The sequence below is a fragment of the Streptomyces sp. NPDC007157 genome, assembly GCF_040634235.1.
Classification (GTDB): domain Bacteria; phylum Actinomycetota; class Actinomycetes; order Streptomycetales; family Streptomycetaceae; genus Streptomyces.
The window spans coordinates 463,472-479,301 of the sequence record NZ_JBEYFE010000001.1; the positions used below are offsets into that span (position 1 = coordinate 463,472).

Here is a 15,830-nt window from a genome sequence, read left to right on the forward strand (position 1 = left end):
GGAGGTCATCAGTAACCTCCTGGTTTTCCTGTGGAAACGCAGGAAACGCCCAGGCACCTCGTGATCGCGGCCCGTGACCTCGCACGCCGGGCGCCCCATCCATGACACTGCAAGATTCATCGTAGATTTCGAGACACAGAACGGCGGCGACGAGATGCGGCTGCGCGCACTCCTGGACACCGATGCGCTGGGCCTGCGGCTGCTCGGCGGCGAGGACGAGCTGGACCGCACCGTACGCGGGGTGATGACCACGGACCTGCGTGACCCCAGCCGCTACCTCTCGGGCGGTGAGCTGGTGCTGACGGGCCTGGCCTGGCGCCGGGACGCCGCGGACTCCGAGCCGTTCGTACGACTCCTGGCGCAGGCCGGAGTGGCCGCGCTGGCCGCCGGTGAGGCCGAGCTCGGGGACATCCCGGACGACCTGGTGGTGGCCTGCGCCCAGCACCGCCTCCCGCTCTTCGCGGTGCACGAGTCGGTGGCGTTCGCGACGATCACCGAGCATGTCGTACGGCAGGTCAGCGGCGAGCGGGCCGGGGACCTCGCGGCCGTCGTGGACCGGCACCGCCGGATGATGACCTCGGGTCCGGCGGGCGGCGGCCCGGACGTGGTCCTGGACCTGCTCGGCTCGGACCTCGACCTGCGGGCCTGGGTGCTCTCCCCGACCGGCCGGCTGATCGCGGGCTCCAAGGTGTCCGGGCCCGCGCTGCCGGCCGACGCCTGCGCCCGGCTGGCCGCCGAGCACCTGGCCGCGACCCGCACCGGCCGCCGGGGCCCGCACCGGGTCCTCCTCGACGGCGCCACGTACTCGCTCTTCCCGATCCGCTCCTGGGGGCACCGCCCGGCGGTGGCCGGGGGCGGGCGCTCCCCACAGGGCTCCCGGGACGTGCGCGAGACCGTGCTCTCGGACTGGCTGCTGGCCGTCGAGGCGGACGCGAGCGACTGGCAGGACGAGCGCCTCGACCTGCTCCAGGGCGTCACCCAGCTGATCGCCGTCGAGCGCGACCGCCGCGACGCGGCCCGTACGGTGCGGCGCCGGCTCGCCCAGGAGGTGCTGGAGCTGGTCCAGACGGGCGCGGCCCCGGCCGAGATCGCCGCGCGCCTGCGGGTGGCCGCGCCCGTCCTGCTGCCGGGCCTCGGCGCGGCCCCCCACTGGCAGGTGGTCGTGGCCCGCGCCGAATGGGACGGCGGGGAGGTCGAGGGCGGTCCGGTCGCGCAGTCGCTCCTGGAGGAGATCCTGGTCGACCCGCTGGCCACCGGCCCGGAGCCGTCCGACCGGATAGCGGTCGCCCACACCGGCGACGAGGCGGTCGCCCTGGTCCCGCTCCCCGCGGTCTCCACCGAGCACGACGGCTCGGAGTCCGGTGTCCACGCCGACGCCCTCCTGAAGACGGTGCGCGGCCCCCTGTCCGCGGGCCTGGACGACGACGGCCGGGTCACCCTCGGCGTCAGTGCGGCCGTGCACTCGGCGGAGGGGCTGCGCGGGGCCCTGGAGGAGGCCCGGCACGCCCGCCGGGTGGCCGCGGCCCGCCCCGGCCGGGTCTGCGCGGCCGGCCACCAGGAGCTCGCCTCGCACGTCCTGCTGCTGCCCTTCGTCCCCGACGACGTCCGCCGCGCCTTCACCGCCCGCCTGCTGGACCCGCTCACGGACTACGACCGCCGGCACCGCGCCGAGCTGATCCCGACCCTCGAGGCGTTCCTCGACTGCGACGGCTCCTGGACCCGCTGCGCCACCCGGCTCCACCTGCACGTCAACACGCTGCGCTATCGCGTGGGCAGGATCGAGCAGTTGACGGGCCGGGACCTCTCCCGGCTGGAGGACAAGCTCGATTTCTTCTTGGCATTGCGGATGAGCTGAGGTCACGCGGGCGTGCGACCGGCTCACGCCAAGTGCCGTCGCCGTCCCACGACTTTGTGAAATTATTCACCCACCCTCTTGGCCCCGCGTGGCGATCGGTGCTGGAATGCGGCCACCACTTCACAGCTCGACGGCGCGCTGGGCCTGCCCTTCGGAACAGGTCGGTGTCGAGGCACCCCGCCTCACGACACCGATGAGCGGGGCGTGGTGCGTGCAGCTGCAAGGCGGAGGAGGGAGCCGACGCGGAGCGTCGGTGACCGACGACGACGCCGCAGATGCGCGTGCCACGCCCCGCGACCCCGGGCTGAGCCGAAGGGCAGGACCCTGGGGAGGGCAACGTGGCGTATTCCGCCATGTCTGGGAACGGAACGAACACCGGTGACGATCCGCTCCAGACCGCGGTATGGCGGTTGCGCTCGCGGGCCTGCTGGGCCGACGCGGCGGCACTGCTGCCGACGGACACGCCGACGTCCTCCCTGCAGCGGGCGGGGCTGATGGTCGAGCGGTGTCTCTACACCGAGGGCGGCTGGGGAGAGGCGGAGGACGCGCTGCGGACGGCGGAGGCGGTGGCCCGCACCGACGAGGAACGGGGCGCCGCCGCGTGCGAGCGCGGTCAACTCGCCTACGCGGCCACGCTGCACGGGGTGCGGGACCGGGCCGACGAGGCGCGGGCCGCGCTCGGGAGGGCGGCGGCGCTGATCCCTCCGGGGGCGCCGGGGCGGGCCCTTCTCGACTTCCGCCGGGGCCTGCTGGCGGAGAACCTGACCCGCTCCCCGCAGGCTGCGCGGGCGGCCTACCGTCGGGCCCACGCGGCCGCCACGACCCACGCCGATCCTTTGCTGCTGTCCTTCACCTGGCGCCATCTGGCCGGACTCGCCCTGCGTGAAGGGGAGTTGGCGGAGGCCCGGCACGGCTTCGCGGAGTCGCTGCGGATCAGGGAGGAGCTGGGCTACCTGGTGGGCACGGCACCGGCACTCGCGTCGCTGGCCGACACGGAGCCGGAGCCGGAGGCGTCGCGGCTGCGCGAGGAGGCGGGCCGCCTGTTCCGCCTCCTGGGCGGCGTCCCGACCTGGCTGGCAGGCCAGTTGACACCACCCACGCCGGGTGCGGCGACCGCCTGAGATTCGCCTCAGAGGAAACTGAGAGTTGGCTGTGCCAGGCTGACGCGCCCCGACCCCCTCAGGAGCGCTTTGCCATGAGTACAGTCAACGGGCTGCCTGCCCACGTCCTGCTGGTCCACATCGTCGTCGTCCTGGTCCCGCTGGCCGCGCTCGCCCTGGTGACGGCCGCACTGTGGCCGCGGGCCGCCCGGCGGCTGGGCATACTGCTGCCCGTACTCGCCCTCGTCGCCCTGGTCAGCGTGCCGCTGACGACCCAGGCCGGCGAGTGGCTGGAGGGGCACGTGACCGACGACGCCCTGGTCCGCAGGCACACCGAGCTGGGTGACGGACTGCTGCCATGGGCGCTCGGCCTGTTCGCGCTGGCCACGGTCGTGTGGTGGGCGAGGCGACGCGGCGGCCCGGAGGCGGACGGCAATGCGGGCGGGCGCCTGTCGGCCCTTCCGGTGCGGATCGTCGTGGGCGTGCTGTCGGTGGCCGTGGCGGCCGGTGCGGTCGTCGACGTCTACCGCATAGGCGACTCCGGCGCGAAGGCCGCCTGGCACGACGCGTACGCCAAGACGGCCCAGGGCAGCTGAGGCCACCTCTACGCCGGGTGCGGGTGGGCGCACCTCCCAGGCCGTTGAGGCACCGAGGGAGGCGCGACCGCCCGCAACCGGGACGTACCCCGTAAGGGGCGCGGGGAACTGCGCTGCCGGCCACGACGGACCCACGCCCGGGCGACGGCCGTCACCCCTACGGCGGCCCGCCGCGAAAACACCCCTCCGCCGCTCAACCCGCGGTGGCGAAATGCCCGGCCACCAACCGGCGCACCGCGTCCAACTCCCCCGCGATCAACGCCTCCAGCAACGCCGCGTGCTCGCCCGCGTCCGCCATCAGGTCGGCCCGTCCCCCGCGCAGCGGAACCGCCCGCCGGTGCAGGTCCTCCGCGATCTGCACCAGTTGCTCGTTGCCCGCAAGGGCCAGCACCGCCCGGTGGAACGCCCGGTCGGCCTCCGCGTACGTCGCCCTGCACCCCTGCGCCGCCGCCCGCACCGACTCCTCGGCCAGCGGCCGCAACGCGGCCCACCGCTCGGCCGGCACGCTGCGCGCCAGCCGCATCATCACCGGCACCTCGATCAGCGCCCGCACCTCGGCCAGTTCGGCGAGTTCCCGGGCGCCCCGCTCCACGACCCGGAACCCGCGGTTGGGCACGACCTCGACCGCGCCCTCCAGGGCCAGCTGCTGCATCGCCTCGCGCACGGGTGTCGCGGAGACCCCGAACCGCTCCCCCAGGGCCGGCGCCGAGTACACCTCGCCGGGCGCCAGTTCCCCGCTCGCCAGCGCGGTTCGCAACGCGTCCAGGATCTGCCCCCGCACGGACGCCCGTTGCACGACGGGCCTGGGCTGCGGGATCGGCTGTTCGCAGTGCGTGTGCTCGCCGCGCGCGGCCGGCGTGCCGGCGGGGTGCCCGCCCGTCTCCCGGGCCGACTCCTCGGACCGCGTCTGCGCCGGCACCCTGGCCGTCCCGGCCGGAGCCGGGTGCGCGCGATGGTTCACGGGTCCTCCTCCGACTCGTCGGGACTTGGGTCATTAACGGTGGGTTGTTACTCGTCCGTCAAGCACCTTAGGCGCCCCGGGCGATAGTTCAAATTTCCGAATGAATGGGTAAGGTAAGGCTTACTTATCCAGCAGTCGGCCCGCACCCGATCGGCGGTAACCCATGGCCTCCCCCGTCTCCGCCGCCTACGCCCGCCTGACCGAGGTCTGCCCGGACCTGGTGGTCACGGCGCTGGGTCCGGGCGAGCCGGCCCCCCGGGGCGGCGACTGGGTCGGCGCCGCCGAGCTCGCGGCGGGCGGGACCGGTCTGGACACCTTCCTGGCCTGGGACGAGGACCAGATCCTGCGGGACTACGGACAGCCGGGCCGCCCTGACGTGGTGGCCGGCTTCGGCCTGCACCGCTACGCGTGGGCCGCCTGCCTCCTGATCACCCTCCCCTGGTTCCTGGACCGCCGGGTCCCGCGGCTGCCCGTGACGCATGTCTCGTACGACCGGGTGGCCGGCCGCATGGCGGTGCGCGTCGCCTCCTTCGCCTGCCTCCCGGGTGACCCGGCGGCGGCGCTGCCCGGCGCGGTCGTCGTCGCCGACGAGGAGGCGCTGCGGGCCGAGGTGCGGGCGGCCGTCGCCGAGCACCTGGAACCGATCCTCGGCGCCTTCGGGCCGCGGATGCGGCGGCGCGGGCGGGCGCTGTGGGGCATGGCGACCGACGAGATCGTCGAGGGACTCTGGTACGTCGCCGAACTCCTCGGCGACGAGGAGCGGGCCGTACCCGAACTCGAACGGCTGCTGCCGGGCGCCACCAAGCCGTACGTCGGCTCGGCCGCCTTCCGGGTCCTGGCCGGTCCGGCGGGCGAGCCGCTGCCGACCCGGGACCGGGTCAGCTGCTGCATGTACTACACGCTGCGCCCCGAGGACACCTGCGCCACCTGCCCGCGTACCTGCGACGACGAGCGGATCGCCAAACTCACGGCGGCAGCGGCGGCCTGAGGCACCCTCAGGGCTCTCCCGGCACGGAGCACCCCACGGGATCCACTAAGATCACCTAGGGCGGGATCACCCTTGCGTCGACAGGGAATTCACAACTTCCTCACTTGCCGCAGGAACTTTCCGAGGAACCACCCGTATGGGTACTCTTACTCGAACTCAACTCCCGCCCCTCACGCGGCAGTTCGAGCAGAATGCCGCCCTGGGGCAACCCCTTGCACTTCCTTGGCGGTCTCTTGCCCCGAAACCCCCTGAGGGCCGGCGGGATTGGGCCACTATGGCGGGCGATACGCCCTATCCCAATGCAAGGGACCCCTAGATGAGACTGACCGACATATCGCTGAACTGGCTGCTTCCCGGCGCCGTACTGCTCCTGGGCATGCTGGTCGCGGTGGCGGTGCTCGCGCGCTCCAAGCGGTCCGGCGGGGAGCACGCGAAGGACGACTCGTGGGAGCGTAGCGAGGAGCGCCGCAGGCGCAAGGAGGCCATATACGGCACCGTCTCCTACGCGCTCCTGTTCTGCTCCGCGGCGGTCGCCGCGGCGCTCTCGTTCCGCGGTCTGGTCGGCTTCGGCCAGCAGAACCTCGGCCTCTCCGACGGCTGGGAGTACCTGGTGCCGTTCGGCCTGGACGGCGCGGCGATGTTCTCCTCCGTCCTCGCGGTGCGCGAGGCGAGCCACGGTGACGCGGCCCTCGGCTCCCGGATACTCGTGTGGACGTTCGCGGGCGCCGCGGCCTGGTTCAACTGGGTACACGCGCCCAGGGGCGTCGACCACGCGGGCGCTCCCCAGTTCTTCGCCGGCATGTCGCTGTCCGCGGCCGTCCTCTTCGACCGCGCGCTGAAGCAGACCCGCAAGGCCGCCCTGCGGGAGCAGGGCCTGGTGCCGCGTCCGCTGCCGCAGATCCGGATCGTGCGCTGGCTGCGGGCTCCCCGTGAGACCTACAGGGCCTGGTCGCTGATGCTCCTGGAGGGCGTGCGCAGCCTGGACGAGGCGGTCGACGAGGTGCGCGAGGACAAGCGGCAGAAGGAGACCAACCGCATGCGCCGCCGCGAGCAGGACCGTCTGGAGCGGGCCCAGCTCAAGGCCATCAGCCGGGGCCACCGGGGCTTCGTCGGCCGCGGCCGGCAGGACGAGGTGCACCAGGTGGAGCGCGCCTCCCAGCCCACTGCGGAGCCTGCCATATCGGCGCCGGAGCAGCTGCCCGTACGCCAGCGGCCCTCCCTCCAGCCAGTCCGCAAAGGGTCTGACCCGATCACGGTCGACCTGACCGCGGAGGACGACACAATGGCGTTGCCGCGCCTCGACTCCCTGGAGCGCAAGCTCAAGGACCTCGAGCAGCAGTTCGGTTGATCGTCTGCTGCCGGACGGCACTTCGGGACGGGGGCGTGACCTTCAGGGTCACGCCCCCGTCCCGTTGTGGGAAGGCGGCCTCAGGCGGCCTCCGCGTCCAGTTCGAACCACACCGACTTGCCCACCTCGTGCGGCTGCACGCCCCAGGCGTCCGCGAGCGAGTCGACCAGCACCATGCCCCGGCCGTGGGTGCCGTCCCCGGTGTCCGGGGCGCACACGCGGGGTCGGCGGCCCACGAAGTCCCGGACCTCCACACGCAGTTGGCCGGGTCCCACGACGGCCGTCAGCACGGCCTCGTGGTCGGTGTGGACGAGAGCGTTGGTGACGAGTTCGCTGGTGAGCAGTTCCGCGATCTCCGAACGGCCCGGTTTCCCCCAGTGGCGTAGCAGTTCCCGCAGCTCCCGGCGCGCCTCGGGCACCGCCCGCAGATCCGACCGCCCCAGCCGACGCCTGAGCTGTGACGGGTGTCCCCGTTCCGTCGTGTCGGTCTCTTCCCCCGCCTGCGCCGAGGAGGCCCCGATGGCCACGGGACCGCTCCCTCGTGCCTGACTGTTCATGACCCCCGCCCGCACGCTGTTGCCGGTTCCCCTCCTGATCGAACACGTTCACGGGGATCCATGCCCGCTCGGGCACGGGCCAGTCATGTCACGCCGATGACGACCGGGTGTTCGGCCATGTCCTGAACCGGCCCCGGCCCGTACGTCGCCTCCCGGACCGCCCCGTACGCGCCAACGGTGCCGCAGACCCGGCGTGAAACAGCCCCTCGTACAACCCCCCGAGCTGTTTCACGCGGTCCACGGCACCGGCGAACCTGGCCGAAATCTACCCTTCCGCCTACTTACCCCCGAGGCCCTTGGTGCCGATGTGGATGATCTTGTGGGTCCCGCGGCTCATGTCGACGAACAGCTTCGTGGTCGTGTTGCGGCTCCAGGTCAGGGTGACGACGGCCTCGGTGTGGTTCTTCGCCGTGCCGTTGTCGGTGACCTTCCACTTGAGCGGGGTGTTCTGGGCCCGCAGCACGCCGTCGGCGTGCTCCCGGTCCTCCCAGGCCGCCAGCGTCTTCAGGTAGGTCGGGGCGATGTAGTAGGCGCGCAGCGCGGTGGGCAGGTCACCGCTGCCGTCCGGGTCGGTCTCGGCGTCGATGTAGGAGCCGTAGAAGTCGGCGATCCGGGTGAGGTTGTCGGACGGGGCGCCGGCGACGCTGCGCGGCGCGCCGGCCGAGGCCTGGGCGGTGAAGCCGAGCCCGAGGGCCACGGCGAGGACGCCGGCGGTGAGGACGGTGCGGGTCTTGGTGCTCATGTCTGATTCCCCGTTTTCTGTGCTTGGACTTCTGCGGTTGGTTCTCTGCGGTTGGTTCTCTGCGGTTGGTTCTCTGCGGTTGGTTTTCGGTGGCCGGTCGCTGGGTGGTGCCTGTCGGGGCCGTCCTCCCCTCCCCCGAGCGGGAGGACGGCCCCGTCCTTCAGTGGAGCTTCTTCACGGCCGTGGTGGTCGTCTTCTTGAACGCCTTCACCGGCGCGTCCTGGAAGCCGCCCAGCTGCCCCCAGTCCACGACCGTCACGGTGCTCCCCTCCCGGCCGAGCGACAGCAGCCGGATGTCACTGGCGCCCCAGGAGGTCTCGGTGTGCAGGGCGTAGACGTGCGCGCCGTCGCCGACGGGCAGGTCGCCGTGGTCCTGGAAGGCCGCCCGGGTCTCCGGGTCCGCCATCTCGATCCGGTCCGCGCAGGACACGATGTCCTCGTCCAGCTTCGCGACCCGGCCCTTCGCCGCGCGGACGTCGGCCAGTTCGACGCCGACCTGGCGGGCGCTGGTGTCGAGATCGGTCCGGAACTCCCGGTACCAGGTGTTCCGGCCGCCGCCGAGGGCGATGCCCAGGCAGGTGTCCTGCTTGACCGCCTCCGGCACACCAGCGGTGACCTTGCCGGCCGTCCAGGACGAGCTCGGGTGCGGCGGCAGGTCGGCCGCCGCGAGGAAGCCGGGCGGCTTCGGGGCGGCCGCCGCCGGGACGGCGAGCGTGGTGCCTGCGGCCAGTGCGGCGCCGGCGAGTACGGTGAGCGCGCCTGCTCGGGTGCGCTTGGGCATGGATGGTCCCCCGTTGGATCGGTGCATGGGTGTGGGATGCCGCGGACGGCGCCGGCTGGTCGGTCCGGCCCTGGTCGGTGCGACACCAGAAGCATCGGCTGTCAGCTGCGGCCACCGCAACGGCCACCGCCCGTTCCGCCGGCCTGGAACCATCCCAGCCCTGTTGACGTGCAGGTATATGAGTGCCTGGGATACGGACGACCGGGGGAAGGTGCCCGTGCGCGAGGACGTCGAGGAGTTCGCGGCGCTGCTGCGGCAGTTGAAGGACCGTACGGACCGGAGCTACGGCTCGCTGGCCCGCCGCCTGAACATGAACACCTCCACCCTGCATCGCTACTGCGCGGGCGAGGCGGTGCCGCTGGACTTCGCTCCGGTCGAGCGCCTGGCCGCGTTCTGCGGCGCGAGCCCGGCGGAACGGCTCGAACTCCACGAACGCTGGTTACGGGCGGTGGCGGCACGGCAGCGGCCACGGACGGCGGAGGACGCCGGGCCCCAGGACTCCGAACCGACGGCTCCGGAGACCTCGCGGCGGACCGAAGCGGAACCGGAAACCCGGGCAGCCCCGGAAACCCCGGCAGCCGCGGCCCGGAGCGGAGAGGACCCGGTGCCGCGGTCCGGGCCCACGCCCGCGCCCCGCCCCTGGTACCGCCGTCGCCGCACCCTGGTCGGCTCGGCCGTGGCCGTCGTGCTCCTGGTGACGCTGGGCAGTCTGATCGCCCCCTCGGACGACCGGCCACCCGCCGACACCTCGGCCCGGGCCCCCGGTTCCTCCCCCACGACCGCCGCCGGCGACGCCCGGCGCCACGACCCCACACCCACCGGCCCGGCAGTGGACGACTCCGGCTCGCCCGGCCGCCGCTCGCCGTCCTCCTCACCGGACGGCACCAAAACCCCCTCAGCCGCCACCCCGAGCACGCCCGCCACCCCCGCCCCGACCGCCGTCCCGCTCGCCTGGACCGCAAGCTCCCAGGTCTGGGAGCTGGGCTGCGACCACGACTACGTCATCGACAAGCAGCCGGCGCAGGTGCCGCCGCCGCCCGTCCCGCAGGACGCCGGCACCTGGGCGGCCACCCAGAACGCGGTGCACGGCCGTGACACGATCGTCCAGATCTCGGTGCAGGGCCGCTCGTCCACGGCCGTCGTCCTGGAGGACCTGCGGGTGCGGGTCGTCGGCCGCAGCGCGCCCGCACCCGGTATCGCCTACTCCATGGCCGACGGCTGCGGCGGCGGGCTCACCCCGCGCTACTTCGACGTCGACCTGGACAAGGACCGTCCCATCGCCCGCCCGGTGGCCGGCGAGGGCCCGGACGGGCAGACCGTCTCGACCATGCGGCTGCCCTACCGGGTCTCGTCCACCGACCCGGAGGTGCTCCGCGTCAACGCGCGCACCGAGGGCTGCGACTGCCGCTGGTACCTCGAACTGGACTGGTCCTCACAGGGCCGCTCCGGCACGGTCCGGATCGACGACCACGGCCGGCCGTTCCGCACCAGCTCCATCAAGGGCCTGCCGCACTACTGGTACGGCTTCGTGAACGGTGTCCGGCAGTGGGTGCCGGTCGAGGGCTGAGCTACGGCCTCGGCATGTTGCGCAGGTTGGAGCGGGCCATCTGGACCATCCGGCCCACGCCGCCGTCGAGGACCATCTTGGACGCGGAGAGCGCGAAACCGGTGACCATGTCGGCCTTGATCTTCGGCGGGATGGACAGCGCGTTGGGGTCGGTGACGACGTCGACCAGGGCCGGACCCTTGTGCTTGAAGGCGTCCTTCAGCGCGCCGGCGAGCTGCCGGGGCTTCTCCACCCGCACCCCGTAGGCACCGCAGGCCTGGGCGACGGCGGCGAAGTCGGGATTGACGTTGGTGGTGCCGTACGAGGGCAGGCCCGCGACCAGCATCTCCAACTCGACCATGCTGAGCGCCGAGTTGTTGAACAGCACGACCTTCACCGGCAGGTCGTACTGCACGAGGGTCAGGAAGTCGCCCATCAGCATGGCGAAGCCGCCGTCCCCGGACATCGACACGACCTGCCGTCGCCGGTCGGTGAACTGCGCGCCGATCGCCATCGGCAGCGCGTTGGCCATCGACCCGTGCGAGAAGGAACCGATCACCCGGCGGCGGCCGTTGGGCGTGATGTACCGGGCGGCCCAGACGTTGCACATGCCGGTGTCGACCGTGAACACCGCGTCCTCGTCGGCGAGTTCGTCCAGTACGGAGGCCACGTACTCGGGGTGGATCGGGACGTGCTTCTCCACCTTCCGGGTGTACGCCTTCACCACCCCCTCCAGCGCGTCCGCGTGCTTCTTGAGCATCCGGTCGAGGAACCGCCGGTTCTCCTTGGTCCGCACCCGCGGCACCAGGCAGCGCAGCGTCTCGCGCACATCGCCCCACACGGCGAGGTCGAGACGGGACCGGCGGCCCAGCACCTCGGGGCGTACGTCGACCTGGACGATCTGTACGTCGTCGGGGAGGAAGGCGTTGTACGGGAAGTCGGTGCCGAGCAGGATCAGCAGGTCGCACTCGTGGGTGGCCTCGTAGGCGGCGCCGTAGCCGAGCAGTCCGCTCATGCCGACGTCGTACGGGTTGGCGTACTGGATGTGTTCCTTGCCGCGCAGGGCGTGGCCCACCGGGGACTTGATCTTCCCGGCGAGTTCCATGACCTCCGGGTGGGCGCCGGCCGTACCGCTGCCGCAGAACAGCGTCACCTTGTCCGCCGCGTCGATCATCGCGACCAGCTTGTCGAGTTCCTCGTCCCCGGGGCGGACGGTGGGCCGGGAGGTGACGATGGCGCTCTCGACGGGATGGTCCGGGGCGGGTTCGTCGGCGATGTCGCCCGGCAGGCTCACCACGCTCACCCCGCTGCGGCCGACCGCGTGTTGGATGGCGGTCTGCAGCAGCCGGGGCATCTGCTTGGGGCTGGAGATCAGCTCGCTGTAGTGGCTGCACTCCTGGAAGAGCCGGTCGGGGTGGGTCTCCTGGAAGTAGCCCAGGCCGATCTCGCTGGAGGGGATCTGCGAGGCGAGGGCGAGCACCGGGGCCATCGAACGGTGGGCGTCGTACAGGCCGTTGATGAGGTGCAGGTTGCCCGGGCCGCAGGAGCCGGCGCAGGCCGCCAGCTTCCCGGTGACCTGGGCCTCCGCGCCGGCCGCGAAGGCGGCGGTCTCCTCGTGGCGTACGTGGATCCAGTCGATGGCGGAGTTGCGGCGGACGGCGTCGACCACCGGGTTGAGGCTGTCGCCGACGACGCCGTAGAGGCGGCGCACTCCGGCGCGGACGAGGATGTCGACGAACTGCTCGGCGACGTTCTGCTTGGCCATGGCGGACGGGTGCCCCTTCCCTGTGGGCGGATACCTCCCATCCACGCACAGGGACCGGCGTCACGCCTCCCAGACCACCGCCGCCGTACGGTCGTCGGCGTAGCCCTTCACCCGCACCTGGGTGTCCGCGAGGAACGCGGCGAGGCCCGGCGGGGTACGGCCGGACCAGCGTCGGGCCAGGTACGCGCAGAGGGCGGGCTCGCCGCGCAGCGGGTCGGCGAGCCCGCCGCTGCACATCACCAGGGCGTCACCCGGGCGGGCTACCGAGGCCCGGAAGAGGAAGGGGTCGCGGGGCGGTTCGGGGGCCGGTTCGTAGGGGCTCGGCGGGGTCGGGATGCCGAGGTCCATGGTGAGCCGGTCGCCCTCCGGGGTCTCGGCGGGCGGCGAACCGTAGCCGACCACGGCCTCGCCGACGGTGTCGGTGTCGACGTGCGGTTCGATGTCCTGCCACTCGCCGTCCCGGAGCCGGAACAGCCCGCCCTCCCCGACCCCGAAGAAGACCCGGGTACGGCACTGGGGGTGGGCGGGGACGAGCAGGCAGCGCAGGCTGGCCGCGTACTCCTCGGCGGCGACGCCCTGTTCGGCGGCGCTGGCACGGAGTTTGCCGAGGCTGCGGTCGGTGAGCCGGTGCAGCCCGGACTTGAGGTCGCCGCGTCGGGCGGCCTGGATGTCCTCGGTGAGCCGCTGGTGACTGCGGCCCACCGCCCGGGCGATCCACTCGCAGACCTCGGCGGCGGCCCGGTGGGCGCCGGGGGTGGCCCGGGCGCCGGTGGCCGTCGCGACCAGGAGCAGTGCCTGGTCGCCGGACCCGAACCGGGCGGTGAGCAGGGCGTCGCGGCGCGGCTCGCCCCGGTACCGGGCGGAGTCGCCACGCTGGGAGACGGCCCGCAGGGTGCAGGTGCCGTAGCGGGCGCCGTCCAGCACGGTGTCGGCGACCAGGTCGTCGAGCTCGTCGGGGTCGGCGGCGGGCAGGGCGGTGGGTTCGGCGTCGTAGGTGGGCGGGCCGGAGCCGACGTAGTCCACGGAGGAGACCGGGGCGGCGGCCGGGGCGGAGTGCGGCGGGAGCGTGGCCAGGTCCGGGCGGGTGGCGGGGCGGGAGTCCGCCCAGGCGTCGTCGTCCGCCTCCGGGAACTCCGGGTCCTCCTCGTCCCACGGCCAGGGCTTGCGGACGATGGCGCTGTTCCCGCCCGCCACCTCGGTGGGAACACCGGGCGCACGTTGCGCCGGGACGGACGGCGGCGCCGGCACGGACGGCGGGACCGGGACGGTCGGCGGGACCGGGACGGTCGGCGGGACCGGGACGGTCGGTGGGACCGGCAGGCTGGGCGACGGCACCCGAGCGGTCGGCGGGACCGGCACGGCCGGGGCCCCGGGCGGGACCGGCTGCACCGGCAGGGCCGGCGGGACGGGTGGCTCGGTGGCCGGTTCCTCCGCGACGCCCCGCAAGCCTCGTCCCCGTCCCCGTCCCGCCACCGTGTTCTTCGCCGAGGCGAAGCGGTCGTCCAGGGAATCGGGCGCGGCCGTGGGGCCGGTGTCCTCGGTGGAGTCGTCGTACAACTGCCCCCACCAGTCGTCCTCATGACGGGTGGGCCTACCCCCTCGCTGACTCATGCCCCTAATTGTCCACCGCACGGGCCGGATGAAAACGGGGCATCGGGAAAATCCCGCACCCGACCCGGTGTCGAACGGCGTGGCGAGGGACGCGCTGAACACCCGTGCGACGAAAGAGGGGCAACGGCACGCGTGAGGGGGACGGTGCCCGTGACACGTGTGAGTCGCCGGGTGGTCCCACCCCCCACGGGAGAACCACCCGGCGACAGCTGAGTGACCCGGCCCCAGATCCCCTACGCGTGCGCGCGTCATGGGCCCGGGTCACCGCTCGCACGGCCGGACGCGGTCGCGTCGGCCGGAGGCCAGATTGTGACGGGCGTTCCTTGCGGCCAGCTGTGAATCGCGGAACCGGATCCCCCGTGAAGGTGCCGCGCTGACGTGATCTTGGCAGAGTGACCGCCGGTACGGCGATGATGTGCTGCGGCGGGTTCGCGCCGTGGCCGGTTCCCGCCATGGCACCCGACTTCGAGGGAGGAACGCGGGTCGATGCTGGCAGCGCTCGGTCTGGACGAGAGGGACGAGTCGGCGTACCGGACGCTGGTCTCCGTGGGCGCCGCCGATGTGCCCGATCTGGCGCGGCGCCTGACGCTGGCCGAACCGGACACCGAGCGCGCGCTGCGCCGGCTGGAGCGGCACGGTCTCGCGGCCCAGTCCTCGGGCCGGCCGGGCCGCTGGGTGGCGGCGCCACCCGGGGTGGCGCTGGGCGCGCTGCTCACCCAGCAGCGGCACGAGCTGGAGAAGGCCGAGCTGGCGGCGGCGCTGCTGGCCGAGGAGTACCGGGCGGCGGCCGCCGAGCCGGCGGTGCACGACCTGGTCGAGGTGGTGACCGGCGCCCCGGCCGTCGCCCAGCGGTTCCTCCAGCTCCAGCTGGGCGCGGGCGACGAGGTGTGCGCGCTGGTCACCGGCAACCCGATGGTGGTCTCCGGGACGGAGAACGAGGCGGAGGAACAGGCGGCCGGCCGGGGAGTGCGCTACCGGGTGGTGGTGGAGCGCGCGGTGCTCGATCTGCCGCACGGGATCACGGAGTTGACGGCGGCACTGGGCCGGGACGAGCAGGTGCGGGTGGTGGATCGGGTCCCGACCAAGCTGGTCGTGGCGGACCGCTCCCTCGCGATGGTCCCGCTCACCTCGCACACCTCGGAGCCCGCCGCGGTGGTGGTGCACGCCAGCGGCCTGCTGGAGCTGCTGTCCGAACTGTTCGAGTCGGTGTGGCGGACCGCGCTGCCGCTCCGCCTCGGCGCCCGCGGGGTGACCGAGGAACGGCCGGACGCCCCCGACGCCACCGATCTGGAGGTGCTGTCGCTGCTGCTGGCCGGGCTGACCGACGTGAGCGTGGCCAAACAGCTCGACCTGGGCCTCAGGACCGTGCAGCGCCGGGTGAAACGGCTGATGGAGCTGGCCGGGGTGACGACCCGGCTGCAACTGGGCTGGCACGCCTACGAGCGGGGCTGGGTGGCCCGGGACTGACCCGCGCGGCACTCTGGGCAGATGGGAGCAGGAGAACTCCTGCTGGTCGGCCTGGTGCTGGTGCTGGGCCTGTGCGGGGTGCTGGTGCCCGGGGTGCCGGGTTCGTGGCTGGTGTGGGCCGCCGTGCTGTGGTGGGCGCTGTACGACCCGCGCCCGGTGGCCTGGGCGGTCCTGGTCGGCGCCTCGATCGTGCTGCTGCTGGCCCAGGTGGTCCGCTGGATCCTGCCGCCGCGCCGGCTGCGGGCCAGTGGTGCCACCGCCCGCATGGGCGTGTACGCCGGGACCGGCGCCGTCCTCGGTTTCGTGCTGCTCCCCGTGGTCGGCGCGATCCCCGGTTTCATGGCCGGGATCTACCTCCACGAACGCCGCCGTCTCGGCCGCCACGCCGAGGCGCTGGCCGCGCTGCGCACGACGATGGACGCGGGCGGCTCCAGTGTGCTGGCCGAGCTGTTCGCCTGCCTGCTGGTCACGGCGGGCTGGCTGGTGGCGGTGGTGGTGCGGGGCGGCTGAGGG

The 15,830-nt window shown here is 73.2% G+C and carries 14 protein-coding genes; 8 read left to right on the forward strand and 6 right to left on the reverse strand.

From position 1 onward, the window contains the following. Positions 1-154 precede the first annotated feature (154 nt). The 3 genes from ABZ642_RS02070 (at position 155) to ABZ642_RS02080 (ending at position 3,551) form a co-directional block, all read left to right on the forward strand. Positions 155-1,855, forward strand: coding sequence for a PucR family transcriptional regulator ligand-binding domain-containing protein (locus tag ABZ642_RS02070; RefSeq protein ID WP_360475567.1), 1,701 nt, complete (start codon positions 155-157; stop codon positions 1,853-1,855). Between the two features lie 353 nt (positions 1,856-2,208). Further along, positions 2,209-2,976, forward strand: coding sequence for a hypothetical protein (locus ABZ642_RS02075; RefSeq protein ID WP_360475570.1), 768 nt, complete (start codon positions 2,209-2,211; stop codon positions 2,974-2,976). Between the two features lie 74 nt (positions 2,977-3,050). Beyond that, positions 3,051-3,551: a DUF2231 domain-containing protein gene (locus ABZ642_RS02080; RefSeq protein ID WP_360475573.1), complete on the forward strand. Its 501-nt coding sequence runs from the start codon at positions 3,051-3,053 to the stop codon at positions 3,549-3,551. A gap of 193 nt (positions 3,552-3,744) precedes the next feature. Here the strand turns inward: ABZ642_RS02080 and ABZ642_RS02085 are convergent, their stop codons facing one another. Then, a complete protein-coding gene (locus ABZ642_RS02085) occupies positions 3,745-4,512 on the reverse strand; it encodes a GntR family transcriptional regulator (RefSeq protein WP_360475576.1) in 768 nt (255 codons plus the stop codon). 163 nt (positions 4,513-4,675) lie between these two features. On the opposite strand from ABZ642_RS02085, the gene ABZ642_RS02090 reads away from it, so the two are divergent. Together ABZ642_RS02090 and ABZ642_RS02095 are read left to right on the forward strand one after the other, a co-directional pair. Further along, positions 4,676-5,500, forward strand: a complete 825-nt coding sequence (locus tag ABZ642_RS02090) for a (2Fe-2S)-binding protein (RefSeq protein WP_360475579.1) — start codon at positions 4,676-4,678, stop codon at positions 5,498-5,500. 316 nt (positions 5,501-5,816) lie between these two features. Then, on the forward strand, positions 5,817-6,848 hold the full coding sequence (locus tag ABZ642_RS02095) for a DUF2637 domain-containing protein (protein WP_360475582.1): 1,032 nt from the start codon (positions 5,817-5,819) through the stop codon (positions 6,846-6,848). 80 nt (positions 6,849-6,928) lie between these two features. Here the strand turns inward: ABZ642_RS02095 and ABZ642_RS02100 are convergent, their stop codons facing one another. The 3 genes from ABZ642_RS02100 to ABZ642_RS02110 form a co-directional block, all read right to left on the reverse strand. Continuing rightward, positions 6,929-7,375, reverse strand: coding sequence for an ATP-binding protein (locus ABZ642_RS02100; RefSeq protein ID WP_360475585.1), 447 nt, complete (start codon positions 7,373-7,375; stop codon positions 6,929-6,931). Between the two features lie 307 nt (positions 7,376-7,682). Further along, positions 7,683-8,147: a hypothetical protein gene (locus tag ABZ642_RS02105; RefSeq protein WP_360475588.1), complete on the reverse strand. Its 465-nt coding sequence runs from the start codon at positions 8,145-8,147 to the stop codon at positions 7,683-7,685. Between the two features lie 160 nt (positions 8,148-8,307). Continuing rightward, positions 8,308-8,928 carry a hypothetical protein gene (locus ABZ642_RS02110; RefSeq protein WP_360475591.1) on the reverse strand — a complete coding sequence of 207 codons (621 nt, stop codon included), beginning with the start codon at positions 8,926-8,928 and terminating at the stop codon, positions 8,308-8,310. 178 nt (positions 8,929-9,106) lie between these two features. On the opposite strand from ABZ642_RS02110, the gene ABZ642_RS02115 reads away from it, so the two are divergent. Further along, positions 9,107-10,495 carry a helix-turn-helix domain-containing protein gene (locus ABZ642_RS02115; protein ID WP_360475594.1) on the forward strand — a complete coding sequence of 463 codons (1,389 nt, stop codon included), beginning with the start codon at positions 9,107-9,109 and terminating at the stop codon, positions 10,493-10,495. A gap of 1 nt (position 10,496) precedes the next feature. On the opposite strand, the gene ABZ642_RS02120 is transcribed toward ABZ642_RS02115, so the two are convergent. Both ABZ642_RS02120 and ABZ642_RS02125 read right to left on the reverse strand, forming a co-directional pair. Further along, complete coding sequence (locus ABZ642_RS02120; protein WP_360475598.1) at positions 10,497-12,239, reverse strand: pyruvate dehydrogenase; 1,743 nt, start codon at positions 12,237-12,239, stop codon at positions 10,497-10,499. 60 nt (positions 12,240-12,299) lie between these two features. Then, positions 12,300-13,850: a protein phosphatase 2C domain-containing protein gene (locus ABZ642_RS02125; protein WP_360475601.1), complete on the reverse strand. Its 1,551-nt coding sequence runs from the start codon at positions 13,848-13,850 to the stop codon at positions 12,300-12,302. A 486-nt stretch (positions 13,851-14,336) separates the two neighbouring features. Here ABZ642_RS02125 and ABZ642_RS02130 point away from each other — a divergent pair, with 486 nt between their 5' ends. Continuing rightward, positions 14,337-15,317 carry a helix-turn-helix domain-containing protein gene (locus ABZ642_RS02130; protein ID WP_360475604.1) on the forward strand — a complete coding sequence of 327 codons (981 nt, stop codon included), beginning with the start codon at positions 14,337-14,339 and terminating at the stop codon, positions 15,315-15,317. A gap of 21 nt (positions 15,318-15,338) precedes the next feature. Further along, entirely contained in the window at positions 15,339-15,827 is a 489-nt protein-coding gene (locus ABZ642_RS02135) for a DUF456 domain-containing protein (RefSeq protein WP_360475607.1), read from the forward strand. The last annotated feature ends 3 nt before the right edge of the window (positions 15,828-15,830 follow it).

What these genes read in the sequence shown, in the direction of transcription:
- ABZ642_RS02095 (WP_360475582.1), top strand. Translation starts at nt 5,817, where the DNA reads ATGAGACTGACCGACATATCGCTGAACTGGCTGCTTCCCGGCGCCGTA.
- ABZ642_RS02120 (WP_360475598.1), bottom strand. Translation starts at nt 12,239, where the DNA reads ATGGCCAAGCAGAACGTCGCCGAGCAGTTCGTCGACATCCTCGTCCGC.
- ABZ642_RS02115 (WP_360475594.1), top strand. Translation starts at nt 9,107, where the DNA reads ATGAGTGCCTGGGATACGGACGACCGGGGGAAGGTGCCCGTGCGCGAG.
- ABZ642_RS02075 (WP_360475570.1), top strand. Translation starts at nt 2,209, where the DNA reads ATGTCTGGGAACGGAACGAACACCGGTGACGATCCGCTCCAGACCGCG.
- ABZ642_RS02080 (WP_360475573.1), top strand. Translation starts at nt 3,051, where the DNA reads ATGAGTACAGTCAACGGGCTGCCTGCCCACGTCCTGCTGGTCCACATC.
- ABZ642_RS02110 (WP_360475591.1), bottom strand. Translation starts at nt 8,928, where the DNA reads ATGCCCAAGCGCACCCGAGCAGGCGCGCTCACCGTACTCGCCGGCGCC.
- ABZ642_RS02130 (WP_360475604.1), top strand. Translation starts at nt 14,337, where the DNA reads ATGCTGGCAGCGCTCGGTCTGGACGAGAGGGACGAGTCGGCGTACCGG.
- ABZ642_RS02135 (WP_360475607.1), top strand. Translation starts at nt 15,339, where the DNA reads ATGGGAGCAGGAGAACTCCTGCTGGTCGGCCTGGTGCTGGTGCTGGGC.
- ABZ642_RS02105 (WP_360475588.1), bottom strand. Translation starts at nt 8,147, where the DNA reads ATGAGCACCAAGACCCGCACCGTCCTCACCGCCGGCGTCCTCGCCGTG.
- ABZ642_RS02090 (WP_360475579.1), top strand. Translation starts at nt 4,676, where the DNA reads ATGGCCTCCCCCGTCTCCGCCGCCTACGCCCGCCTGACCGAGGTCTGC.
- ABZ642_RS02070 (WP_360475567.1), top strand. Translation starts at nt 155, where the DNA reads ATGCGGCTGCGCGCACTCCTGGACACCGATGCGCTGGGCCTGCGGCTG.
- ABZ642_RS02125 (WP_360475601.1), bottom strand. Translation starts at nt 13,850, where the DNA reads ATGAGTCAGCGAGGGGGTAGGCCCACCCGTCATGAGGACGACTGGTGG.